The organism is Heliomicrobium modesticaldum Ice1, assembly GCF_000019165.1.
Lineage (GTDB): Bacteria > Bacillota > Desulfitobacteriia > Heliobacteriales > Heliobacteriaceae > Heliomicrobium > Heliomicrobium modesticaldum.
The window spans coordinates 2,125,428-2,144,704 of the sequence record NC_010337.2 but is presented as its reverse complement, the minus strand read 5'-3'; the positions used below and the strand labels follow the sequence as shown (position 1 = coordinate 2,144,704).

Genomic DNA, 19,277 nt, shown 5'->3' with positions numbered 1-19,277 from the left:
CGCCTCACTCCACCTTGCGCTCCCAGTACACCATCTGGTCCACATAGGCCTGAACCGTTCCCCTGCCTGTGGTGGCGACCTCCTGGCTGACGATCTCGCCGGCCTTATGCCGCTGATGGTAGAGTTCCTTCTGACCGCCCTGCTCGTCGAGAAAGACGATGCGCACCATATGCTCTTTGCCGTCATTGGGGACAAAGACGCGCACCGATGATTTGACCGGACCGGCCGGCGAAGCGTTGGCCGGCGGGATACAGTAGGTCAGGGTGACAGGATCGCCGGGTTTGAGCGGGGCGTTCGGCGACGGTTCCTGGGCGAGTATCGTCCAGGGCGGCAAGGTGGCGTTCTCCTGGAGCTTCAGTTTGAGATCGATCTTCAGCGGCTCCAGCTTGGCCTGGGCTTCCTGAAGCTTGCTCCCCACCAGGGAAGGCATGGTGGCCTTCACCTCCGGCCCTTTGCTGACCCGCAGTTGGATGACCGTATCCCCCGGCTGTTCCGAGTTGGCTGCCGGAGACTGAGAGAGGACGGTCCCGACCGGGTTTTCGTCGAAGACCTCTTCCGCGCTGACGGTGAAGTTGGCCTCTTTGAGCGCCACCTGGGCGTCTCGCAACGCTTTACCCGTCACATTGGGAACGCGGATCAGCTTGGGCCCCTGGCTCACCGTCAGTTTGACGACCCTGTTTTGCTTGACCACCTGATTTTCGTCGGGGTCCTGGGCGATGACCATATGGGCGTTGGCGTTATCAAAGACATAGTTGGTCTCGGCGCGGAGCCCCAGTTTTTCCAGCCGCTCGATAGCCTCGGTGACGCGAATCCCTTTGACCTTCGGCACGGTCACCTCGGGCACACTCATATAGCGCGTCCAGGCGAAGGTCAGACTCGCCAACAACAACACCGCCGTCAACAGCCCTGCAGCCCAGACGCCCCAGGACCGCTTACCTTTTCCTGGATCGGCGCGACGGGCGCCTTTCCCTTCTTCTTTCCGCTCCGTGGCGGCAAGCTCTGCATCGATGCGGGCAGCAGCCCCATCGAGACGCACTGTCGGGCTGTCGTCATCAGCATGAGGCAACCGTCCCGCCACCTGGCCGGTAAAAACCCGCTCCAGGTCCTGCCGAAACGCCCGAGCGTTGCCATAGCGGCGAGCCGGCTCTTTCTCCATGGCCCGCAACACCACCTGCTCCAGCGCAGGGGGCACACGATGGTTCAGGACGGACAATGCCTGAGGCTGCTCCTGGATCTGTTGGAGGGCCACGGCGATTGGCGTCTCCCCCTGAAAAGGCAGCTGTCCGCTCAACAGTTCGTACATGACGACGCCGAGTGCATAGATGTCCGATTTTTCATCAACCGGCAGCCCCCGCGCCTGTTCCGGCGACAGATAGTGGACAGACCCGACGATGGAACGGTCCATGGTCATCGTGTTCTGGGCGATGGAGCGGGCGATCCCAAAATCAGTCACCTTCACCCGCCCTGTCCGGGTGATCAGGATGTTGTGGGGCTTGATATCGCGATGGATGATGCCGCGCTCGTGGGCATGTTCGAGGGCGTCGCAGATCTGCTTGGCCAGTTCGACGGCCTCCTCAGGCGGCAAAGGCGCCCGGCTGCGGATGACCTCCTTCAGCGTCGGTCCATCGATGAACTCCATCACTATGTAGTCGGTCTTGCCCTCGCGGCCCACGTCATAAACATTGACGATATTGGGATGAGACAAACCGGCCACCGCCTGGGCCTCCCGTTGAAAGCGGCGGACAAACTCTTCGTCAGAACAGAGATTTTCGCGAAGGATTTTGACGGTGACAGCCCGTTGCAGCGACCGATCCCAGCCTTTAAAGACCTGGGCCATCCCGCCGCCGCCTAGGAGTTCGACGATTTCATAACGATTGCCGAAGATGCGTCCGATCATACCTGCCACCCCTCACCTTCCTCTTGCCATATGATCAGGAAAGTGACATTGTCATAACCGCCCCGTTCCAGGGCAAGGTTCATCATAGCGTCGGCGGCGCGTTCCAGGCCCTCCCGTTGAAAGGGAATCGCGGCGTTCGAATCCAAGAGCCGGCCCATCTCCTCAGCCGTCACCAGGTTGGTCAGGCCGTCGGTGCACAAGAGCAACAGATCCTGCTCCGTCCAAGGCACTGTCATCAGGTCCACCTGCACATCATCGCGGGTGCCCAAGGCGCGGGTGATGATGTTGCGCTGTGGGTGGGACTGGGCCTCCGCCTCGGTAATCTTGCCAAGGCGGATCATCTCTTCCACCAGGGAATGGTCCCGCGTCAGCAGGCGGACCTGCCCGTCATGGAAGAGGTAGGCGCGGCTATCGCCCACATGGGCCACGGTGAGTGTAGACGTCGTCAGATGAGCGGCTGTGAGCGTCGTGCCCATACCGGCCCACTTGGGCTGGTTCACCGATTCTCGGTAAATGCGCCGGTTCGCCTCCCGACAGGCCGCCTCCAGCCGGGTTCCCGGTTCCCCCTTCCCCTCTGTTTCGCGCCAATGGGCGGCAAAGGCCTCTACCGCCAGCGCACTGGCGACCTCCCCGGCCTCATGACCGCCCATCCCGTCGGCGACCAGAAAGAGCCCCTGCGCCACATCACAGAAATGACTGTCCTCGTTGGTCGGCCGAACTCGCCCTTTGTCGGTGCGAGCGATGACGTTCATGCCTCCTCCTCCCCCTTGGCGGCCCCGCGCAATTGCCCGCAGGCCGCCTCGATATCCTGTCCCCGCTCCTCACGGATGACGGCGTCCACCCCCCAACGCCGCAGTTCCGCGAGAAAGCGTTCTGTCGGTTCCCGCTCCGGCCTCCGAACCCCTATCCCGGCGACGGCATTGACGGGAATCAGGTTCAAGTGGATGGGCCAACCCTTGAACAGCGAGGCCAGTCGCCTGGCGTCCTCAAGCCGGTCGTTGACACCCGCCATGAGAGCGTACTCGACGGAAAGGCGCCGGCGCGTCTTCTCCCAGTAGCGCCGGCAGGCTTCCAGCACCTGAGCCAGGGGAAACCGGTCGTTCACCGGCATCCACTCGCTGCGCTGTTTGTCATCGGCAGCGTGGAGCGACAAGGCCAGGTTCACCTCCCAGTCCTCGTCGGCGAAGCGGTCGATACCGGGCACAATGCCGGCGGTGGAGACGGTGATCCGGCGCTGTCCGATGGCCTGCCCCTCGGGATGGGTGAAGAGACCGATGGCCCGGCGGACGTTGTCATAATTTAAAAAGGGCTCGCCCATCCCCATGAAAACAAGATTCGTCACCTTGAAATCGGGATCATCCTTGCGCTTTTCGTGGGTAATGTCCAGCACCTGTCCGACGATCTCGGCGGCTGTCAAGTTCCGCCGAAAACCCTGCCGGCCTGTGGCGCAAAAACGGCAACTGAGCGGACAGCCGGCCTGTGTGGACAGACAGACGGTTACACGGTCCCGGGTCTGAGCGCGCCGGTAAGGCATGAGGACCGACTCGATCAGCTCACCGTCAGCCAGCCGCCAGAGGTATTTCTCGGTGCCGTCACGGGCGACGCGGTGCCGTTCCGGGGCGAGAGGCTTCAGCCACCCCGCTTCTCCCAGCCTGACCCGCAGCGCCTGGGGCAGGTCGGTCATCTCGGCGACTTCGCGGACAGCCCGGTTTTGAAGCCATTTGAATATCTGCTTGCCACGGAAGGTCGGTTGGCCCCATGGCGTGAGCAGAGCCGCAATCTCCTCGGGAAAGAGGCCGCGCAAGTCAGTAGGTTGTTCCGACTGCTCTTCTCCCTCCGGTTCAATCCGCTGCCTCTCGGTGCGCAGCTGTATGGCCGCCTCTTCCGCCGGTTCCTTCACGTTCAAGACCGCCTCCTTAACCGGGCCACGAAAAACCCGTCCGTCTGAAAGCGATGGGGCAGTATCTGAAAATAGCCCTTGGCCGACTGCCGCTTCTCTTCCTCCGTAAAATCCAATTCCGGCAAGAAGGGCGACAGATCGTCGGCGCCGAAGTCAGGGTGGCGCTGCAGGAAGTCTTTCACCTGCTGGAAGTTTTCCTCCGGCTCGATCGTGCAAGTGGAATAGACAAGCACCCCGCCCGGTTTGACGAGCGGCGCCACACCGTCCAGCAACTCCCGCTGCAGCTCCCGCAGCCGGACCAGATCGGCCTCAAAGATGCGGTAGCGCAGTTCCGGTTTGCGGCGCAACACACCAAGGCCGCTGCAGGGTGCGTCTAACAGCAGGCGGTCGACGCCGCCTCGCAAGGCCTCCGCCGGCTGGCGGGCATCGATAGCCTCCACCTGGACGCGCTCGATCCCCAGCCGCCGGCAATTCTCCCGGATCAAGCCCAACTTGTGGGGGTGGATGTCCCAGGAATAGATGGTCGCCTTGTCGCCGCTCCATTCAGCCATATGGGTCGTCTTCCCCCCCGGCGCTGCGCAGGCGTCCAGGACGATCTCCCCCGGCTGCGGGTCGACGACCGGCGCGACGACCATAGAGCTCTCATCCTGAACGGTGAAGAGCCCTTCGGCAAATCCAGGCAGGCGCGTCACCGCCGAGGCCGAGGCCAGCCGGACTCCCATGCCGTGCAAGGCCGAAGGGAAGGCTTCCACACCGGCGTCAGCCAGTCGTTGCAGAAAGGCGTCCCGGCTGACGCGCAGTCTGTTGACCCGGAGCGACACCGCCGCCGGTCGGTTGTTAGCCTGGCAGATCGCCCGGGTCCGCTCGGCGCCGAACTGCTTGAGCCAGCGACGGACGAGCCACTCGGGATGGGACTCGACGACAGTGAGATGCGCTACTGGCTTGTCTTCCCAGCGCGGCCAAGGGATCTCGTCGCGACGCCGGACCAGTTGACGCAGCACGCCGTTGATCAGCGACGTCAGGCGTCCCAAGCCCGCCTGTTTGGCCAGTTCCACCGTCTCATGGCAGGCGGCGGCATCAGGGATGCGGTCCAAATAGAGAATCTGGTAGGCGCCGAGCCGCAGGAGACGGCGCGCCACCGGGTGCACGTCGCCGGGCCGCTTCAACAGCCCGTCAAGGGCAAAATCAAGGGCATTTTGACGACGGAGCACGCCCAGCACCAATTCGGACACAAGGCCGCGATCGAGCCGGTGCAGTCCGCTCCCCTCCAGGGCATGGGTCAATTGCAAGTTGGCATAGGCCTTTCGTTCTTCGACGGCGTTGAGCACGTCCAAGGCGACGCCTCTCGGCGATGGCTGCATCAAGATACCTCCGCCCGGCGTTCAGGGAGCGCCGATTTTTCCAGCACCGTTCCGATCACCCCGCTGTTGATCCAGTCGGCGCGCTCGTCATAGAGAAAGTAACGCACCGCCTGTTCGAGACGGCTCATGTTGACCAGGGTGTTGCAACAGGGTCCCTCAGGCCGATCATTCAGTATGCCCAAAACGGGAAGAAAATCAACATCCTGGATGCCGCTCGTCAGGTCCCGTTCACAGGCGATGGCCACGATGGCCTGAGGGCGCTTCTCCAGAATCGCTTTTCTTGCCCAGGTCCCGCCGGAGACGATGGTCAGGTTCACACCATAGCGTTCCGTCAGTTCGATCAGGTCATGAACGGGACAGGCGCCGCAGCGCTTGCAGTTGTAGATATCGAGGGTGATCTTGTGGGGGCAGGTCGTCTTTTGCAGGCAATGGGGCGCCAGGATCATCAACCGTTCCGGCGCGACGGTCACCTTGCGCAGCCGCACCAACTGGTTGCTCACCTCGATGAAACTGCTTTTCAGACGATCAGGGCTGATCCCGAAGAAACGAGCAATGACCAGTGCCATGGGAAAGAGTATGTTGACCGCCATCCGCGTCCAACGATAGACCGAAGGAATGGCGCGATCCTGCCAGATAGAGAGGATCATCCCGCCGATGCCAAAGGCGATCAACACCGTGACAGCGAGAAAGGTGATCCCCAGCAGGCCGATCAACACCTTGTTCCAGGGGTAGTTTTGGTATTTGACAAGATACCAGCCGAGAAGCGCCAGCCCGATCAGGGCGAGAAAGCTGGCCACCATCAGGCCAATAAACAACCGCTTGCGGATTGGCATGGCTCCAACGCTCCCAATGTAACTTCCAATCTCAACCGAACCGAAATCCCGGTCCTATCCTCCGTCCCCGTGCATAGGCCCCGGCTGTCATCGTCTTGCCGCCGGCCGGGCGGACCTCGGACAGCCAGTAGACGCCAGCGCCAGTGGCAACAGCCACCTCATCGCCGACAATCTGCAGAATCTCCCCTGGATGCGCCGCCGAACCGGTTGGGTCGGGTAACGGTAACCCCTCATGGCGCAACCGCCCTCGCAGGATCTTCAGGATCTTGCCCTCGTCCATGGTAAAAGCGCCCGGCCAGGGATTCATGCCGCGCACCCGATTGTGGACCGCCTCTGCCGGGGCACTCCAGTCCACCTGCTCGTCAGCCCGTGCGAGCATGGGCGCATAACTCGCCTGGCTGCCGTCCTGAGGCTGAGGCTGCAATCGCCCCGCTTCCATCGCCGCCAGCGTCTCCACCAGCAACCGGGCGCCCAATTCGGCCAAGGCGTCATGGACCTGGCCGGTCGTATCATCGGGACCGATAGCCAGGGAACGCTTCAAGAGCATGTCCCCTTCGTCAAGCCCCTCGCTCATCAACATCGTTGTGATCCCTGTCTCTTTTTCCCCGTCGATGACAGCCCGGTGGATGGGCGCTGCGCCGCGATATTTCGGCAACAGGGAGGCATGGACATTGATCCAGCGCTGCGGAAAAGCGTCGAGCAGCCGCGGCGGCAGGATCCGCCCGAAGGCGACCACCACCCCGGCCTCCACGCCCAGATCCTTCAATTTTTGCACAAACTCGTTATCCAAACAGGCGGGATGATCGACAGGGAGGCCCAACCGCAAGGCCGCCTCCTTGACAGGACTGGGCTGCGGTTTTTGGCCCCGCCCGCGCGGGCGATCGGGCCGGGTGACGACAAGGGCCACTTCATGACCAGCCGCTACAATCGCTTCCAAGGTGGGAACAGCGAAATCGGGCGTCCCCATAAAGACCAGACGCATCGAAGCGGTCACTCCTCCGGATTGTCGTTTTCGACGCGATCGACAAAGAGGATCCCGTCCAAATGGTCGATCTCATGCTGGAAGGCCACGGCGAGCAGGTCTGTGCCCTCAGCGATAAAGGTCTCGCCCTTTCGATCCTGGGCCTTGACGCGGACTCGCTGGAAGCGCTTCACCCTGCCGGTGTAGTCGGGAATGGAGAGACAGCCTTCGGCGTCACACTGTTCGCCTTCGGCCTCGATGATCTCCGGATTGACCAACTCAAATCGCCGTTTGCCCACCTCGACGACACAGACGCGCTTGCCGATGCCGATCTGAGGCGCGGCGAGGCCCACACCCCGGGCCGCCGCCATCGTATCGAACATATCGTCAATCAGCCGACCCAGGTTGCTGTTGAAACGGGTGACCGGCTTCGCCTTTTCGCGTAACACAGGATCGCCCATCTTTAGAATTTCATAAACGGCCAAAGAAAACCCTCCCGTCGGCTTTAAATCTATCCAAAATATCATATCGCAAACCCGGATCAAGGAGCATGGAAAAACATCATTTCCCACCTTTTATGGATTGAGCATGAGGCTGATCGTCACACCGGCTGGGCGGCCGCGACGGCGGCTGTATTCCCCTTCGGCGGCGATCAGCGCCGCCCGGAGCGCCGCCAGCCTGTCACCCTTCACCCGCAAGGTCAAGAGCCAGCGAAAACGGTTCTCCACCTTGGCCACCGGCGCCGGCGCCGGCCCCCAGACATCGATCTCCGGCTGCGCCAGACCTGATGAGAGGCCCATCGTCACAGCACCAGCCTGTTGGCGCAGGATCTCCGCCCACGTATCAGCCGCCACCCGGACGAGGGGCTCCTCGGGACCGGAAAAGAGGACGCGGGCCAGCCGAGCGAAGGGCGGATAACCCAGCTGTTGCCGTAATTCGATTTCGCGGCGGAAAAACCCTTCATAATCGTGCAACTGCACCGCCTGCAGGCAGTAATGCTCAGGACAGTAGGTCTGCAAAACCACCTGGCCCGGTTCCCGCGCCCGCCCCGCCCGTCCGGCCACCTGGGAGAGCAGTTGAAAAGTCCGTTCAGCAGCGCGAAAGTCAGAGATGTGCAGGGAGGCGTCGGCGGCGAGAACACCGACCAACGTCACCCGGGGAAAGTCGAGTCCCTTGGCGATCATCTGAGTCCCGACGAGGATGGGCGCTTCGCCGCGGCCAAAGGCGTCAAGAACCGGCGCAATCCCCTCCTGTGCTGCCACATCGCGGTCCATGCGCAGGACCGGCACACCGGGAAAGCGCGCCCGCAATTCTTCCTCGATCCGCTGGGTGCCGGTGCCGAAATAGCGGATCGCCCGACTCCGGCAATGGGGGCACCTTTCCGGCACATCCTGGCGGAAGTTGCAGTAATGGCAATGCAACTGCTCCCCGTGACGATGGTAGACGAGAGAAATGGAACAGTGGGGACAAGTAACAACGGTTCCGCACTCGCGGCAGATGACAAAGGTGGAAAAACCACGCCGGTTCAGGTAGAGGATCACCTGCTGCCGCCGCTGCAGCCGCTCCTCGACAGCCTTCAACAAATACCGGGAAAGCATGCCCTTATTCCCGGCAGCCAACTCGTCGCGCATGTCGATCACATCGACGGGAGGCAGTTGTCCGCCTGCCGGACGCTGGCGCAATTTGAGCAGCTGGAACCGTCCCGAAAGCGCCTGGGCATACGTTTCCAGGGCTGGCGTCGCCGAACCGAAGACAACAACAGCGCCGCAGTGGCGGGCGCGCTCCATCGCCGTCTCCCGGGCATGATACTTCAGGTCATTGTCCTGCCGGTAAGAGGGCTCATGCTCCTCATCGACGATGATCAGACCCAGCCTGGGCAGCGGAGCGAAGACAGCGGAACGAGCGCCGACGACGAGGTCGGCCTCCCCCCGGTAGATGCGCTGCCATTCCTGCCGCCTTGCCGCATCGGCGAGGCCGCTGTGCAGCAGGGCCACCTGGCTGCCGAAGCGTTCCCGCAGCCGCCGCTCTGTCTGAGGCGTCAGGGCGATCTCCGGCACCAGCAGCAGCGCCTGGCGTCCACGGGCCAAGGCCTCCCGGATGGCGCAGATATAGACCTCCGTCTTACCGCTGCCGGTCACGCCGTGGAGCAAGAAGGGCCGGCTGTCGCCGCCCCTCCCGGCTGCGTCAAGCGCTTCCGTCAGATAATGGACGGCCTGCTTCTGATCAGGGGTAAGGGCCGGCTCGGGGAACAGCGGCGGTAACGCACTGCTGTTTGTTATCGACGCTGGTTTTGCTGCGGGGTCCGCTATAGTCTCCGTTTGGTGCGCTTTTTCCCTCGCCCTCTCCATCGTCGCTCTCTCTGCCAACTTAGGCAAGAGCTGTCGTACCGTCACCAGCCCGGCGTCGCTCAGGCGATCAATCACCGCCGGCGGCACGCCACCTCCTTTGCCGGTCAAAGAGGCGTATTTCATCCGCCGCTGCGGCGCCCGAGAGAGGCGGCGGAGCAGATCGGCACATTCCGGGTCGATCCCCTCCCAGAAGGCGATCGCCTCCCGATCCGGCTTGGCGGCCAAAAGCACCCAGGCGGCGGGACGGACAGGCGGACCGGGCGGAGCCATCAGCCGCAGCACGTCAGCTTTCGTCCCCAAGGTTTCACGAGCCAGCCAAGGCACGAGGGCGAGCAGGTCATGGCCTAACCGATAGCTTCCGTTGACCGCCTCGACCGGCTGGAGAGCGAAAGCTCTTTCCAACTCTGCCGTTGCGACCTCCAGCTCCAGCACCCAACCGCGGGTCAGTTTACCGTGAAAGGCGACCCAGACCTCGCGGCCCGGCTCGACCTCCCCGGCCAGGGTCTCGGGGATGCGATAATGAAAAACCCTATCCAGATCGCGGTGCGGAATATCGACGATCACCTGGGCAAGTTCCTGTCTCCGACCAGCCGCCATGCCGTTCGCTCCCATGCCGTTGCACCCCCCTGCCGCTGCTGTTGAAATGCTTGCCGGTACGTGTCGTCGCTCTCTCCATTATACCAAGAGATGCAAGCAATTCCGGTGAATTGAAAAAGCCCGGAGCGTTGACTCCGGGCTTCCATGTCAGGACTTACAGGCCAGCCAGTTTCTTCAGCGCTTCCACCTTGTCGAGGCGCTCCCAGGGGAGGTCAAGATCGACGCGGCCGAAGTGGCCGTAAGCCGCCGTCTGGCGGTAGATGGGCCGGCGCAGTTGCAGTTCCTTGATGATACCGGCGGGACGGAGGTCGAAGACCTCTTTGACCCATTTTTCAATGGAGGCTTCGTCTACCTTGGCGGTGCCGAAGGTCTCGACCAATACCGAGACAGGATGGGCGACGCCGATGGCGTAAGCCAACTGAATCTCACAGCGATCTGCCAAACCGGCGGCGACGACGTTCTTGGCCACATGCCGAGCCGCATAGGCCGCTGAGCGGTCCACCTTTGTGGGATCCTTGCCGGAGAAAGCGCCGCCGCCGTGACGGGCCATGCCGCCGTAGGTGTCGACGATGATCTTGCGACCTGTCAGACCGGCGTCACCCTGAGGTCCGCCGATGACGAATCGACCGGTGGGGTTGATGAAGTAGCGGGTCTTATCGTCGAGCAGGCCCGGGGGAATGATGGGCAGGATGACTCGCTCGATCAGATCCTGCTTGATCGTGTCCAGAGAAACTTCCGGCGAGTGCTGGGCCGAGATGACGACGGTGTCGACGCGGACCGGCTTATCGCCGTCATACTCGACAGTGACCTGGGTCTTGCCGTCAGGTCGGAGGTATTCCAGTTCCGCCGTCTTGCGGACCTCGGAGAGGCGGCGGGCCAACTTGTGAGCCAGAGAGATGGGCATGGGCATGTACTCTTCGGTTTCATTGGTGGCGTAGCCAAACATCATCCCCTGGTCGCCGGCGCCGGTGGCTTCGATTTCACTTTCGCTCATCTCGCCGGTGCGGGCTTCCAGCGCCTTGTCAACGCCCATGGCGATGTCAGGCGACTGCTCGTCGATGGAGGTGAGGACGGCGCAGGTTTCACAGTCAAAACCAAATTTCGCACGGGTATAGCCGATCTCGCGGATCGTTTGGCGCACGACTTTGGGAATATCAACATAGCACTTGGTGGTGATCTCGCCGGCAACCAGCACCAAGCCGGTCGTCACCGATGTTTCACAGGCCACCCGCGCCATGGGGTCTTGTGCAAGGATGGCATCAAGTACGGAGTCCGAAATCTGGTCAGCCACCTTATCGGGATGGCCTTCGGTGACAGATTCCGACGTAAAGAGACGTTTACGGCTCAAATCTGTTTCCTCCTTCGCGGCTTTCGCTGAAAAAGTTCGAGTCTGGACGATAATGCCCCTGATTGGCTTTCCTTCCTAGATTATCAAGGACGGTGGAGAAATACAAGGGCATTAATCACAACTGTTCGATAAGATTTGAATAACCCGATCAAAAATTCGACTAGCCACTTCTTCTTTCGCCATGAGCTTCAGCGTCTCTTTGCCGCCCCGGCCGTCAAAGATGGTGACAATATTCGTATCGACGCCAAAACCGGCCCCCGTCTGGGTCACATCGTTGGCCACCATGAGGTCGACATTCTTGCGCCGCAGCTTGTCCAGGGCATAGGTCTCCAGGTCGTTTGTCTCGGCGGCAAAACCGACGAGCACCTGTCTCTCTTTGCGCCGTCCCAGTTCCGCCAGGATATCCGGCGTCCGGACGAGTTCGAGAAAGAGACGGTCGGCCTGTTTTTTCATCTTTTGCTCCGCCGGCGCGGCAGGGCGGTAATCGGCGACGGCGGCGGCCTTGACGACCACATCGACGGCGTCAAAGCGGGACATCACCGCCTCGTACATCTCGTCGGCTGACTCGACGTGAACCACCTCAGCGCCCTCCGGAAGGGGCAGCCCTGTCGGAGTCGTCACCAGGATCACCTCTGCCCCTCGCCGAAGCGCCTCGCGGGCCAGGGCGTAGCCCATCTTGCCCGAAGAGCGGTTGCTGATGTAGCGAACCGGGTCGATGGGCTCGCGGGTCCCGCCGGCGGTGATCAGGACACGGTAACCGGCAAGTTCAGAGCAACCAGCTCCCGTCTCTATCGACTTGCCTGCGCTAGCGGCGATTTCGGGCTCGCCTCGTCTACTGGAGTCAGCCTTCTCCGATGCCCTTTCCCGCCCTGCCAGCGTCTCGGTGATCGCCGCCAGGATCCGTTCCACCTCAGCGAGCCGCCCTTTCCCCGTGACGCCGCAGGCGAGCCGACCCTCGTCAGGCTCGACGATGACAGCGCCGCGCGACTGAAGGACGGCCAGATTTTCCTGCACCGCCGGGTGATGGAACATGTTCACATTCATAGCTGGCGCGATGACCAGAGGCGCGCCGATGGCCAGCAGCGTCGTCGAGAGAAAATCGTCAGCGATGCCGCAGCGGAGCTTGCCGATGATGTTGGCCGTCGCCGGTGCCAAGACAAAAAGGTCTGCCGCGTCGGCGACAGACACATGAGCGACGTTCCACTGCTTCGGCTCGTCAAACATCTCGGTGATGACGGGCCGGCCCGAAAGGGTTTGAAAGGTCAAGGGACCTACAAAACGGGTCGCCGAAGCCGTCAGGATCACCTGGACCTGAGCGCCGGCCTTGACGAGGCGGCTCACCAGATCACAGGCCTTGTAGGCGGCAATGCCGCCGGAGACGCCGACGGCGATGAACTTGTCCTTTAGGATGCTCTCATTAGAATGTCCCGCTTGCGTCAATCTCACTTGATGCCACCCTTCGCTTGCCGGTAAGATACTTTGCCATCGACGATCTCATGCAACGCAATACTGACCGGCTTGGCGGACTTGGCCACGCTGACAAGGGGAGCTTGTTTTTCGACGAGCGCGCGGGCACGTTTGGCCGCCAGTACCACCAGGGTGTACTTGCTGTCCACTTTTTCCATCAATTTGTCCAGCGACGGTTGGTTCATGGTCTTCACACCTCCCCAAAATGTGGAGAAAGTTGAAGGGCTTATTCCAGCTTACGGTAGATGCGCGACTTCTCGGCCTCCACAATCGCCCGCAGGCGGGTGAGCGCCCGGTCCACGTCGTCGTTGATGACGCAGTAGTCGTAGCGGTTGATGAACTCCAACTCCTGCGAAGCCAGGCTTAACCGTTTTTCAATGACCTCCTGGCTGTCGGTGCCTCGGCCGTAGATCCGCCGGGCCAGCTCTTCCAGCGAGGGAGGCGCGATAAAGATCAGCGCCGCTTCGGGGTAGCGCTCCTTGACCTGCAGCGCCCCCTGGATATCGATCTCTAAAAGGACATCCTTCCCGGAAGCCAGCGCTGCCTGCACCGGTGCCAAGGGTGTCCCGTAGTAGTTATCGTAGACTTGGGCGAACTCGAGAAAACGGTTTTCCCCGATCTGCCGTTCAAAGTCCTCTTTGCGCAGAAAATAATAATGAACCCCCTCCCGCTCGCCCTCGCGGGGCTTGCGGGTCGTGGCAGATATGGATAAGGTCAGTTGCGGCAGTTCGTTCAAGAGGCGGCGGCTGAGGGTCCCCTTGCCCGCCCCCGAAGGGCCGGACATGACCAGCAGGACGCCGCGGCCCATGCGAGCCAGGTAGGATTGGAGGATCTGAACGCCTTTATTCGGTTGCCTCGTCTCCATGATGGACCGACTCCTTGGCCGACAGGCGGTGCGCCACCGTTTCCGGCTGGACGGCTGACAAGATGACGTGATCGCTGTCGGTAATGATAACGGCCCGGGTACGCCGCCCGTAGGTGGCGTCGATCAGCATGCCCCGATCCCGGGCTTCCTGAATAATGCGCTTGATCGGCGCCGACTCAGGACTGACGATGGCGACAATCCGGCTGGCGGATACGATGTTGCCAAAGCCGATATTGATCAGTTTGATATCCATATCCTGGTTCCTCCTAGGTCAATTTCGCCACCAGCGCATCCCGTTGCCGGCTGCCCAGCCCCTGCAGGCGCCGCGACTCGTCGATGCCGATGTCGGCCATGATGCGGCGGGCCGTCCGCTTGCCGACTTTGGGCAGCGATTCGAGCAGGTAAAGGACCTTCATCCCCCGGACGACCTCATCGTCCATCCGGTTCAAAACGGCCTCGACGGAGACGGCGCCGGTCTTCAACTGGTTGCGCAGCTGCGTGCGCTGGCTGCGCACAGCATGGGCTTTTTTCAGGGCTTCCGATTTTTGTTCAGCTGTGAGCGTGGGAACCGCCATCCATGATCCTCCTAAGATTGCAGGCACGACTTATTCTACATTTTGCACCTGTTCACGTATTTTTTCCATTTCGCTCTTCAAATCGACTACATGACGAGAAATTTCCAGGTCGTTGCTCTTCGAGCCGATCGTATTGACTTCACGGTTCATCTCCTGGACGAGAAAATCGAGCTTTCGTCCCACCGGTTCGGAAGAGGCCAGCGCCTTTTGAAACTGTTCCAGATGGCTGTTGAGACGAACAAGTTCCTCAGTGATGTTGGAGCGGTCGGCGAAAAGGGCCACTTCCATGGCCAAGCGCTGCTCGTCGACAGGCGTCTGGCCGAACAGTTCCTTGATCCGCTCCTGCAGCCGGTGCGAGTAGTCAGCGGCGACGAAGGGCGAGCGCTCCTCCACCGCCTTGATCCGGCGGCGCAATGCCGTTAAACGCAAAAAGAGATCCTCCGCCAGGGAGCTTCCTTCCTGGATGCGCATACCCATCATCCCGTCCAGGGCCTGCCGCGCCGCCGCATCGACGACGCGGGCCACCTCATCCATATCCTCTTCCGGCTCATCGAGGGTGATCACTTCCGGGAGGCTGTAGAGGGCGTTTATGCCCACATCACAAGACAATTCCAGCTCCTGCGCCAAGTCTCTCAACGATTTATAATATCGAAGGGCCAATTGTTTGTCAACCTTTACCTGTCGGGTGACTTCCCCGTCAGTTTCCAAGTTGACGAACACATCGACCCTCCCTCGAGAGATGCCCTGCAAAAAAATCTTCTTGATCGAATCTTCCAAGACCATATAGGCTTTAGGCAAGCGAACGACCACTTCGGAATAGCGATGGTTGACCGCCTTCGCCTCGACAGTGACGCGCTTTCCCGCCCCACAGGCTTCTCCCCGACCATAGCCGGTCATGCTCTTGATCACGATACATCTTCCTTTGCGCGGTAACCGGCGATTGGTTACAGGCGATTAGGCCTGACAATCGTCTCCGCGCCATCATTTTCGCCTGATTACTTCGACTTTGTTCCGTCAATTCCTTTTTCTGATCGAAAAAAAGGGGCCGGTCGCCCGGCCCCGCAGGGTTTTTCAGGGTTAATTGACAGGCGATGCGGCAATAGCCTACCCAGAGGGGACACCAGTGATACTAAAGCGGAAGCTCTCCTCGGAATACCTCTACGGCGGGGCCGGTCATGTAGACGCGGTTGTTCTCCTCGCGCCACTCGATATGGAGCGGACCGCCGGCCAGGTGGACTGTCACCTTGCGGTCGGTGTAGCCGTTGAGGACAGAGCCGACGACGGTGGCGCAAGCCCCGGTGCCGCAGGCCAGCGTGGGGCCGGCGCCGCGCTCCCAGACGCGCATCTGCACCTCGTCAGGCGCGACGACCTGAACGAATTCGACGTTCGTCTTCGCCGGAAAAGCCGGATGGACCTCCACTTTGGGACCGAGCGTCGTGACTGGCGCTTCATCAATGTCGTTGACATAGATGAGGCAGTGGGGGTTACCCATGGACAAGGCCGTCACCCGGACCACCGCATCGCCGACGACCAGTTCCTGATTGACAGCGGGGCCTTCGGGGCCGACCATGGGGATCTGGTGACGCTGCAGGCGCGGTTCACCCATGTCTACACAGACGCCGGTGACAGCGCCCGCCGCGTCGGTGATGATCTCGGGGACGATGATCCCAGCCAAGGTCTCCACCTCGATGCGGCGCTTGGCGACGATGCCCCGCTCGTAGACATAACGGGCCAGACAGCGGATGCCGTTGCCGCACATCTCCGGTTCGGAGCCGTCAGAGTTGAGGATGCGCCAGCGGATGTCGGCCTTGTCAGAGGGAAAGAGGAGGATCAGACCGTCGCCGCCGATGCCGTAGTGGCGGTCACAGATGCGGACGGCGATCTCCTCCCAGTCCTCGCGGTCCAACAGGGGCGGTTCCATGGCGTTGACAACGATGAAGTCATTGCCGAGGCCGTGCATTTTTACGAATTCCATCGACGATGCCACCTTTCCGGGATTCAATCTTTCCTTGTATGGTGCCTCAAAAAAGGAGTGACTCAAAAGCAGAGTGCCTCTATGTTAGAGATTCTCGAAATCAGGGATGCTCAGCTGCCGGCCTCTTGTTGCCGTCCATTCTGTTATTGCCCGTACAATGCCCGCCCTCCGTCACGCTGCCCAAAAGGCCGCAGGATGAAGTGACGCAGCCCGGTCAGCAGCAGCCAGCCGCCGGAAAAGCAGAGGATGACGAGCCAGTGGGTGGGCTCCAGGGGAACGGTCTGAAAGATCCGCTGCAGCGGCGGCAGGTAGACGACAGCCAACTGCATCAAGCCCGAGAGACAGACGGCCCCGATCAAGCTGGGGTTGGTAAACCAGCCCAGTTCAAAGATGGAGTAGCGCTCAGACCGGCAGTCAAAAACATAAAAGAGTTGGAAGAAGGTCAAGGTGCAAAAAGCCATCGTCCGTGCCAGGGGCAGGTCGCCTAAATAGATCCCCCAGGCGAAGACGGCCAGCGTCGCCAACCCGCAATAGGTTCCCCAGATCAGGATGTTTCGTCCCAATCCGCCGGCGAGAATGCTCTCCTTCTGGTGGCGCGGCGGCCGGCGCATCACGTCAGGATCGGGCGCGTCCACGCCGAGGGCCATGGCGGGCAGGCCGTCGGTGACCAGGTTGACCCAGAGCAGTTGGACCGGCAAGAGCGGCAAGGGCAAGGCCATGAGGCTGGCCAGGAACATCACCAGCACCTCACCGGCGTTGCAGGACAAAAGATAGCGGATAAATTTGCGGATGTTGTCATAGATGGCGCGGCCCTGTTCGACGGCGGTCACGATGGTGACGAAGTTGTCGTCGGAGAGGACCATGGCGGAGGCCTCTTTCGTCACGTCCGTGCCGGCCTTGCCCATGGCCACGCCGATGTCGGCCTCTTTGACAGCCGGGGCGTCGTTAACACCGTCACCCGTCATGGCCACCACATGGCCCCGCGACTTCAAGGCGCGGACGATGCGCAACTTGTGGGCCGGCGAAACGCGAGCGTAGACGGCGACGCGGGGCACCTTATCCTCCAGTTGCCTGTCATTGAGTTCGTCGAGACAGGCGCCGGTAAGGACCTCATCGGAACGGCTGCTGATGCCCAGTTCGCGGGCGACGGCCAGCGCCGTCGCGGGATGGTCGCCGGTGATCATGATTGTGCGGATGCCGGCCTGGCTGCAACGCTCTACGGCTTGGCGGACGCCGGGCCGGGGCGGATCCATCATGCCGACCAATCCGAGGAAGGTCAGATCCTCCTCGGCGATCTCCATGAGCTTCTCGACGGGCATCTCCGCCGGGAGGGGGCGGCAAGCGAGAGCCAACACCCGCAAGGCCTCATCGGCCATGCGCTCGTTTGCATCGAGGATGCGGCGGCGGCGGTCGTCATCGAGGGGCACATCCGATCCGTTCCAGCGAACGAAGGCGCAGCGAGAGAGGACCGTTTCAGGCGCGCCCTTGACAAAAGCCATCATCTGCCCCTTCTGATCCCGCACGATGACGGTCATCCGCTTGCGGTCGGAGTCAAAGGGCAGTTCCTCGACACGGTGAAAGTCAGCTTCGACGTTTTGATGGAGAAATCCTCCTTTGGCAGCCAAGACCAGGAGCGCCCCTTCGGTGGGATCGCCCATGAGGTTCCAGTCGCTCGCCGGGACCTCCCCTCCGTTCTTCTTGCGTCTGCCCCAGAAGGGAACATCCTTGCGCGATCGGGATGGTTCGCCGCCGGTGAGTCGGGCGTTGTTGCAGAGCACGGAAGCGCGAAGCAGATCGTCCAGATCGGCCCAGCCTGTCCCGGTTGCGGCGGTTCCGGTCCCCCTGGCTGTTCCAACGGCGGCGCCTCCTGCCTCCACTGTGAATAGATGCCGCTTTGCGAAAAACTCGCCCACCGGCTCAATCCCCTGACCGCTCACATCGACGCGCTCACCCGATAACCAGACCTGGCGGACCGTCATCCGGTTCTGAGTCAGTGTGCCTGTCTTATCCGAGCAGATCGCCGTGGCGCAACCGAGCGTCTCCACGGCTGGCAATTTGCGGATGATGGCGCGGCTGCGGATCATCCGCTGCACGCCGATGGCGAGAACGATGGTGACGATAGCCGGCAGCCCCTCAGGGATGGCCGCCACGGCTAAGCTGACGCCGGTGAGGACCATGCGGTAGACCGGCTCACCCTGGTAAAGGCCGATGGCGACGACGACGAGGCAGATGGCCAGGCAGAGGACGACCAGGATCTTACCCAGTTCATCGAGGCGGCGCTGCAAGGGCGTCATGTCGTCGCCGACGGATTCGATCAGGTGGGCGATGCGGCCCATCTCCGTCTGCATCCCTGTCGCCACGACGAGGCCGCACCCGCGGCCGCGGGTGACGCTTGTCCCCGAAAAAGCCATATTGTCCATGTCACCGATGCCCACACCGGCGGCGGTGATCGGCTCCGGCTGCTTGCAGACCGGCAGGGACTCGCCGGTGAGGGGCGACTCATCGATCTCCAGGTCGTGGACCTCTAAGAGGCGCAGGTCAGCCGGTACCCGATCGCCCGCCTCCAAGAGCACCAGATCGCCCGGGACGATCGTGTGGGCCGCCACGCGCATCTCGTGGCCTTCGCGGAGCACCCTCGCCTCCGGCGCCGTCAGTTTTTTCAGGGCCTCCAAAGACTGTTCGGCTCGATACTCTTGAACGAAGCCGAGGACAGCGTTCATCACCACGATGACCAGGATGGTGATGGCGTCGGCCATCTCACCCAGAAAAACGGAAATGGCCGTCGCCGCCAAGAGGACCAGGATCATAAAGTCGGTGAACTGCGCCAAGAGCCGCCGCCACAAGGGCACCGCCTCGGCCGCCCGAAGGGCGTTCGGCCCGAAGCGCCCCAACCGCTCTTCCGCCTCGCGCCGATTGAGCCCTTGCGGGCCGGCGATCAGCGCCCGGCACAGCTCCTCATAGGTGAGCTGGTGCCAGGGCTTGTCCGGGGCGGCGACCGTCTTCGGTCCCGAACGATCATGGCCTTTACGTTTCATCTCCGTTCCCCCGTTTCCTTGTAATCGCATGCCGCGCCGGCATGCTGGATTCGCGGGCCGCCCCCGAAAATGGACGGGCTCCCCCCTTGTCCTATTTCTATGATTGGAAAGGCCT

The 19,277-nt window shown here is 61.8% G+C and carries 17 protein-coding genes; all 17 read right to left on the bottom strand.

The genetic code is table 11. The features are described 5' to 3' along the window. Nucleotides 1-4: 4 nt before the first annotated feature. The 17 genes from pknB to HM1_RS09580 all read right to left on the bottom strand — a co-directional run bounded on the left by pknB (nucleotide 5) and on the right by HM1_RS09580 (nucleotide 19,162). Nucleotides 5-1,897, bottom strand: a complete 1,893-nt coding sequence (gene pknB / locus HM1_RS09660; protein ID WP_041313689.1) for a Stk1 family PASTA domain-containing Ser/Thr kinase — start codon at nucleotides 1,895-1,897, stop codon at nucleotides 5-7. Then, nucleotides 1,894-2,649 (bottom strand): Stp1/IreP family PP2C-type Ser/Thr phosphatase, encoded by a 756-nt coding sequence (locus tag HM1_RS09655; RefSeq protein ID WP_012283193.1) that lies wholly within the window; start codon nucleotides 2,647-2,649, stop codon nucleotides 1,894-1,896. The genes pknB and HM1_RS09655 overlap by 4 nt, the downstream gene beginning before the upstream one ends. Then, on the bottom strand, nucleotides 2,646-3,797 hold the full coding sequence (rlmN, locus tag HM1_RS09650; protein ID WP_236995075.1) for a dual-specificity RNA methyltransferase RlmN: 1,152 nt from the start codon (nucleotides 3,795-3,797) through the stop codon (nucleotides 2,646-2,648). Before rlmN ends, HM1_RS09655 begins: the two co-directional genes overlap by 4 nt. A gap of 2 nt (nucleotides 3,798-3,799) precedes the next feature. After that, the gene (gene rsmB, locus HM1_RS09645; protein WP_041313687.1) at nucleotides 3,800-5,158 is read right to left on the bottom strand and encodes a 16S rRNA (cytosine(967)-C(5))-methyltransferase RsmB; all 1,359 of its coding nucleotides are present in this window, start codon (nucleotides 5,156-5,158) and stop codon (nucleotides 3,800-3,802) included. Continuing rightward, nucleotides 5,158-5,991 (bottom strand): DUF116 domain-containing protein, encoded by an 834-nt coding sequence (locus HM1_RS09640; RefSeq protein ID WP_012283191.1) that lies wholly within the window; start codon nucleotides 5,989-5,991, stop codon nucleotides 5,158-5,160. The genes rsmB and HM1_RS09640 overlap by 1 nt, the downstream gene beginning before the upstream one ends. A 31-nt stretch (nucleotides 5,992-6,022) precedes the next feature. Further along, nucleotides 6,023-6,973: a methionyl-tRNA formyltransferase gene (gene fmt / locus HM1_RS09635; protein WP_012283190.1), complete on the bottom strand. Its 951-nt coding sequence runs from the start codon at nucleotides 6,971-6,973 to the stop codon at nucleotides 6,023-6,025. Between the two features lie 8 nt (nucleotides 6,974-6,981). Further along, the gene (def, locus tag HM1_RS09630) at nucleotides 6,982-7,437 is read right to left on the bottom strand and encodes a peptide deformylase (protein WP_012283189.1); all 456 of its coding nucleotides are present in this window, start codon (nucleotides 7,435-7,437) and stop codon (nucleotides 6,982-6,984) included. Nucleotides 7,438-7,527: 90 nt separating this feature from the next. Beyond that, on the bottom strand, nucleotides 7,528-9,912 hold the full coding sequence (priA, locus tag HM1_RS09625; protein WP_049754103.1) for a replication restart helicase PriA: 2,385 nt from the start codon (nucleotides 9,910-9,912) through the stop codon (nucleotides 7,528-7,530). Between the two features lie 139 nt (nucleotides 9,913-10,051). Beyond that, complete coding sequence (gene metK, locus HM1_RS09620; RefSeq protein WP_012283187.1) at nucleotides 10,052-11,245, bottom strand: methionine adenosyltransferase; 1,194 nt, start codon at nucleotides 11,243-11,245, stop codon at nucleotides 10,052-10,054. A 111-nt stretch (nucleotides 11,246-11,356) separates the two neighbouring features. Further along, nucleotides 11,357-12,691 carry a bifunctional phosphopantothenoylcysteine decarboxylase/phosphopantothenate--cysteine ligase CoaBC gene (gene coaBC / locus HM1_RS09615; RefSeq protein WP_012283186.1) on the bottom strand — a complete coding sequence of 445 codons (1,335 nt, stop codon included), beginning with the start codon at nucleotides 12,689-12,691 and terminating at the stop codon, nucleotides 11,357-11,359. After that, on the bottom strand, nucleotides 12,688-12,897 hold the full coding sequence (rpoZ, locus tag HM1_RS09610) for a DNA-directed RNA polymerase subunit omega (protein ID WP_012283185.1): 210 nt from the start codon (nucleotides 12,895-12,897) through the stop codon (nucleotides 12,688-12,690). Before rpoZ ends, coaBC begins: the two co-directional genes overlap by 4 nt. A 41-nt stretch (nucleotides 12,898-12,938) precedes the next feature. Continuing rightward, nucleotides 12,939-13,520 (bottom strand): guanylate kinase, encoded by a 582-nt coding sequence (gmk, locus tag HM1_RS09605; protein ID WP_012283184.1) that lies wholly within the window; start codon nucleotides 13,518-13,520, stop codon nucleotides 12,939-12,941. Between the two features lie 34 nt (nucleotides 13,521-13,554). Further along, entirely contained in the window at nucleotides 13,555-13,830 is a 276-nt protein-coding gene (remA, locus tag HM1_RS09600; protein ID WP_012283183.1) for an extracellular matrix/biofilm regulator RemA, read from the bottom strand. A gap of 13 nt (nucleotides 13,831-13,843) precedes the next feature. After that, entirely contained in the window at nucleotides 13,844-14,152 is a 309-nt protein-coding gene (gene mihF / locus HM1_RS09595; RefSeq protein ID WP_012283182.1) for an integration host factor, actinobacterial type, read from the bottom strand. Nucleotides 14,153-14,182: 30 nt separating this feature from the next. Further along, complete coding sequence (locus tag HM1_RS09590; protein WP_012283181.1) at nucleotides 14,183-15,061, bottom strand: YicC/YloC family endoribonuclease; 879 nt, start codon at nucleotides 15,059-15,061, stop codon at nucleotides 14,183-14,185. 220 nt (nucleotides 15,062-15,281) lie between these two features. Continuing rightward, the gene (gene dapF, locus HM1_RS09585; RefSeq protein ID WP_012283180.1) at nucleotides 15,282-16,127 is read right to left on the bottom strand and encodes a diaminopimelate epimerase; all 846 of its coding nucleotides are present in this window, start codon (nucleotides 16,125-16,127) and stop codon (nucleotides 15,282-15,284) included. A 143-nt stretch (nucleotides 16,128-16,270) separates the two neighbouring features. Next, a complete protein-coding gene (locus HM1_RS09580) occupies nucleotides 16,271-19,162 on the bottom strand; it encodes a cation-translocating P-type ATPase (RefSeq protein ID WP_148207123.1) in 2,892 nt (963 codons plus the stop codon). Between the last annotated feature and the right edge of the window lie 115 nt (nucleotides 19,163-19,277).

Coding starts and splice junctions, on each gene's coding strand:
- remA (WP_012283183.1), bottom strand. CDS start 13,830: ATGGATATCAAACTGATCAATATCGGCTTTGGCAACATCGTATCCGCC.
- rpoZ (WP_012283185.1), bottom strand. CDS start 12,897: ATGAACCAACCGTCGCTGGACAAATTGATGGAAAAAGTGGACAGCAAG.
- mihF (WP_012283182.1), bottom strand. CDS start 14,152: ATGGCGGTTCCCACGCTCACAGCTGAACAAAAATCGGAAGCCCTGAAA.
- pknB (WP_041313689.1), bottom strand. CDS start 1,897: ATGATCGGACGCATCTTCGGCAATCGTTATGAAATCGTCGAACTCCTA.
- fmt (WP_012283190.1), bottom strand. CDS start 6,973: ATGCGTCTGGTCTTTATGGGGACGCCCGATTTCGCTGTTCCCACCTTG.
- rsmB (WP_041313687.1), bottom strand. CDS start 5,158: ATGCAGCCATCGCCGAGAGGCGTCGCCTTGGACGTGCTCAACGCCGTC.
- priA (WP_049754103.1), bottom strand. CDS start 9,912: ATGGGAGCGAACGGCATGGCGGCTGGTCGGAGACAGGAACTTGCCCAG.
- HM1_RS09655 (WP_012283193.1), bottom strand. CDS start 2,649: ATGAACGTCATCGCTCGCACCGACAAAGGGCGAGTTCGGCCGACCAAC.
- HM1_RS09580 (WP_148207123.1), bottom strand. CDS start 19,162: ATGAAACGTAAAGGCCATGATCGTTCGGGACCGAAGACGGTCGCCGCC.
- HM1_RS09640 (WP_012283191.1), bottom strand. CDS start 5,991: ATGCCAATCCGCAAGCGGTTGTTTATTGGCCTGATGGTGGCCAGCTTT.
- dapF (WP_012283180.1), bottom strand. CDS start 16,127: ATGGAATTCGTAAAAATGCACGGCCTCGGCAATGACTTCATCGTTGTC.
- gmk (WP_012283184.1), bottom strand. CDS start 13,520: ATGGGCCGCGGCGTCCTGCTGGTCATGTCCGGCCCTTCGGGGGCGGGC.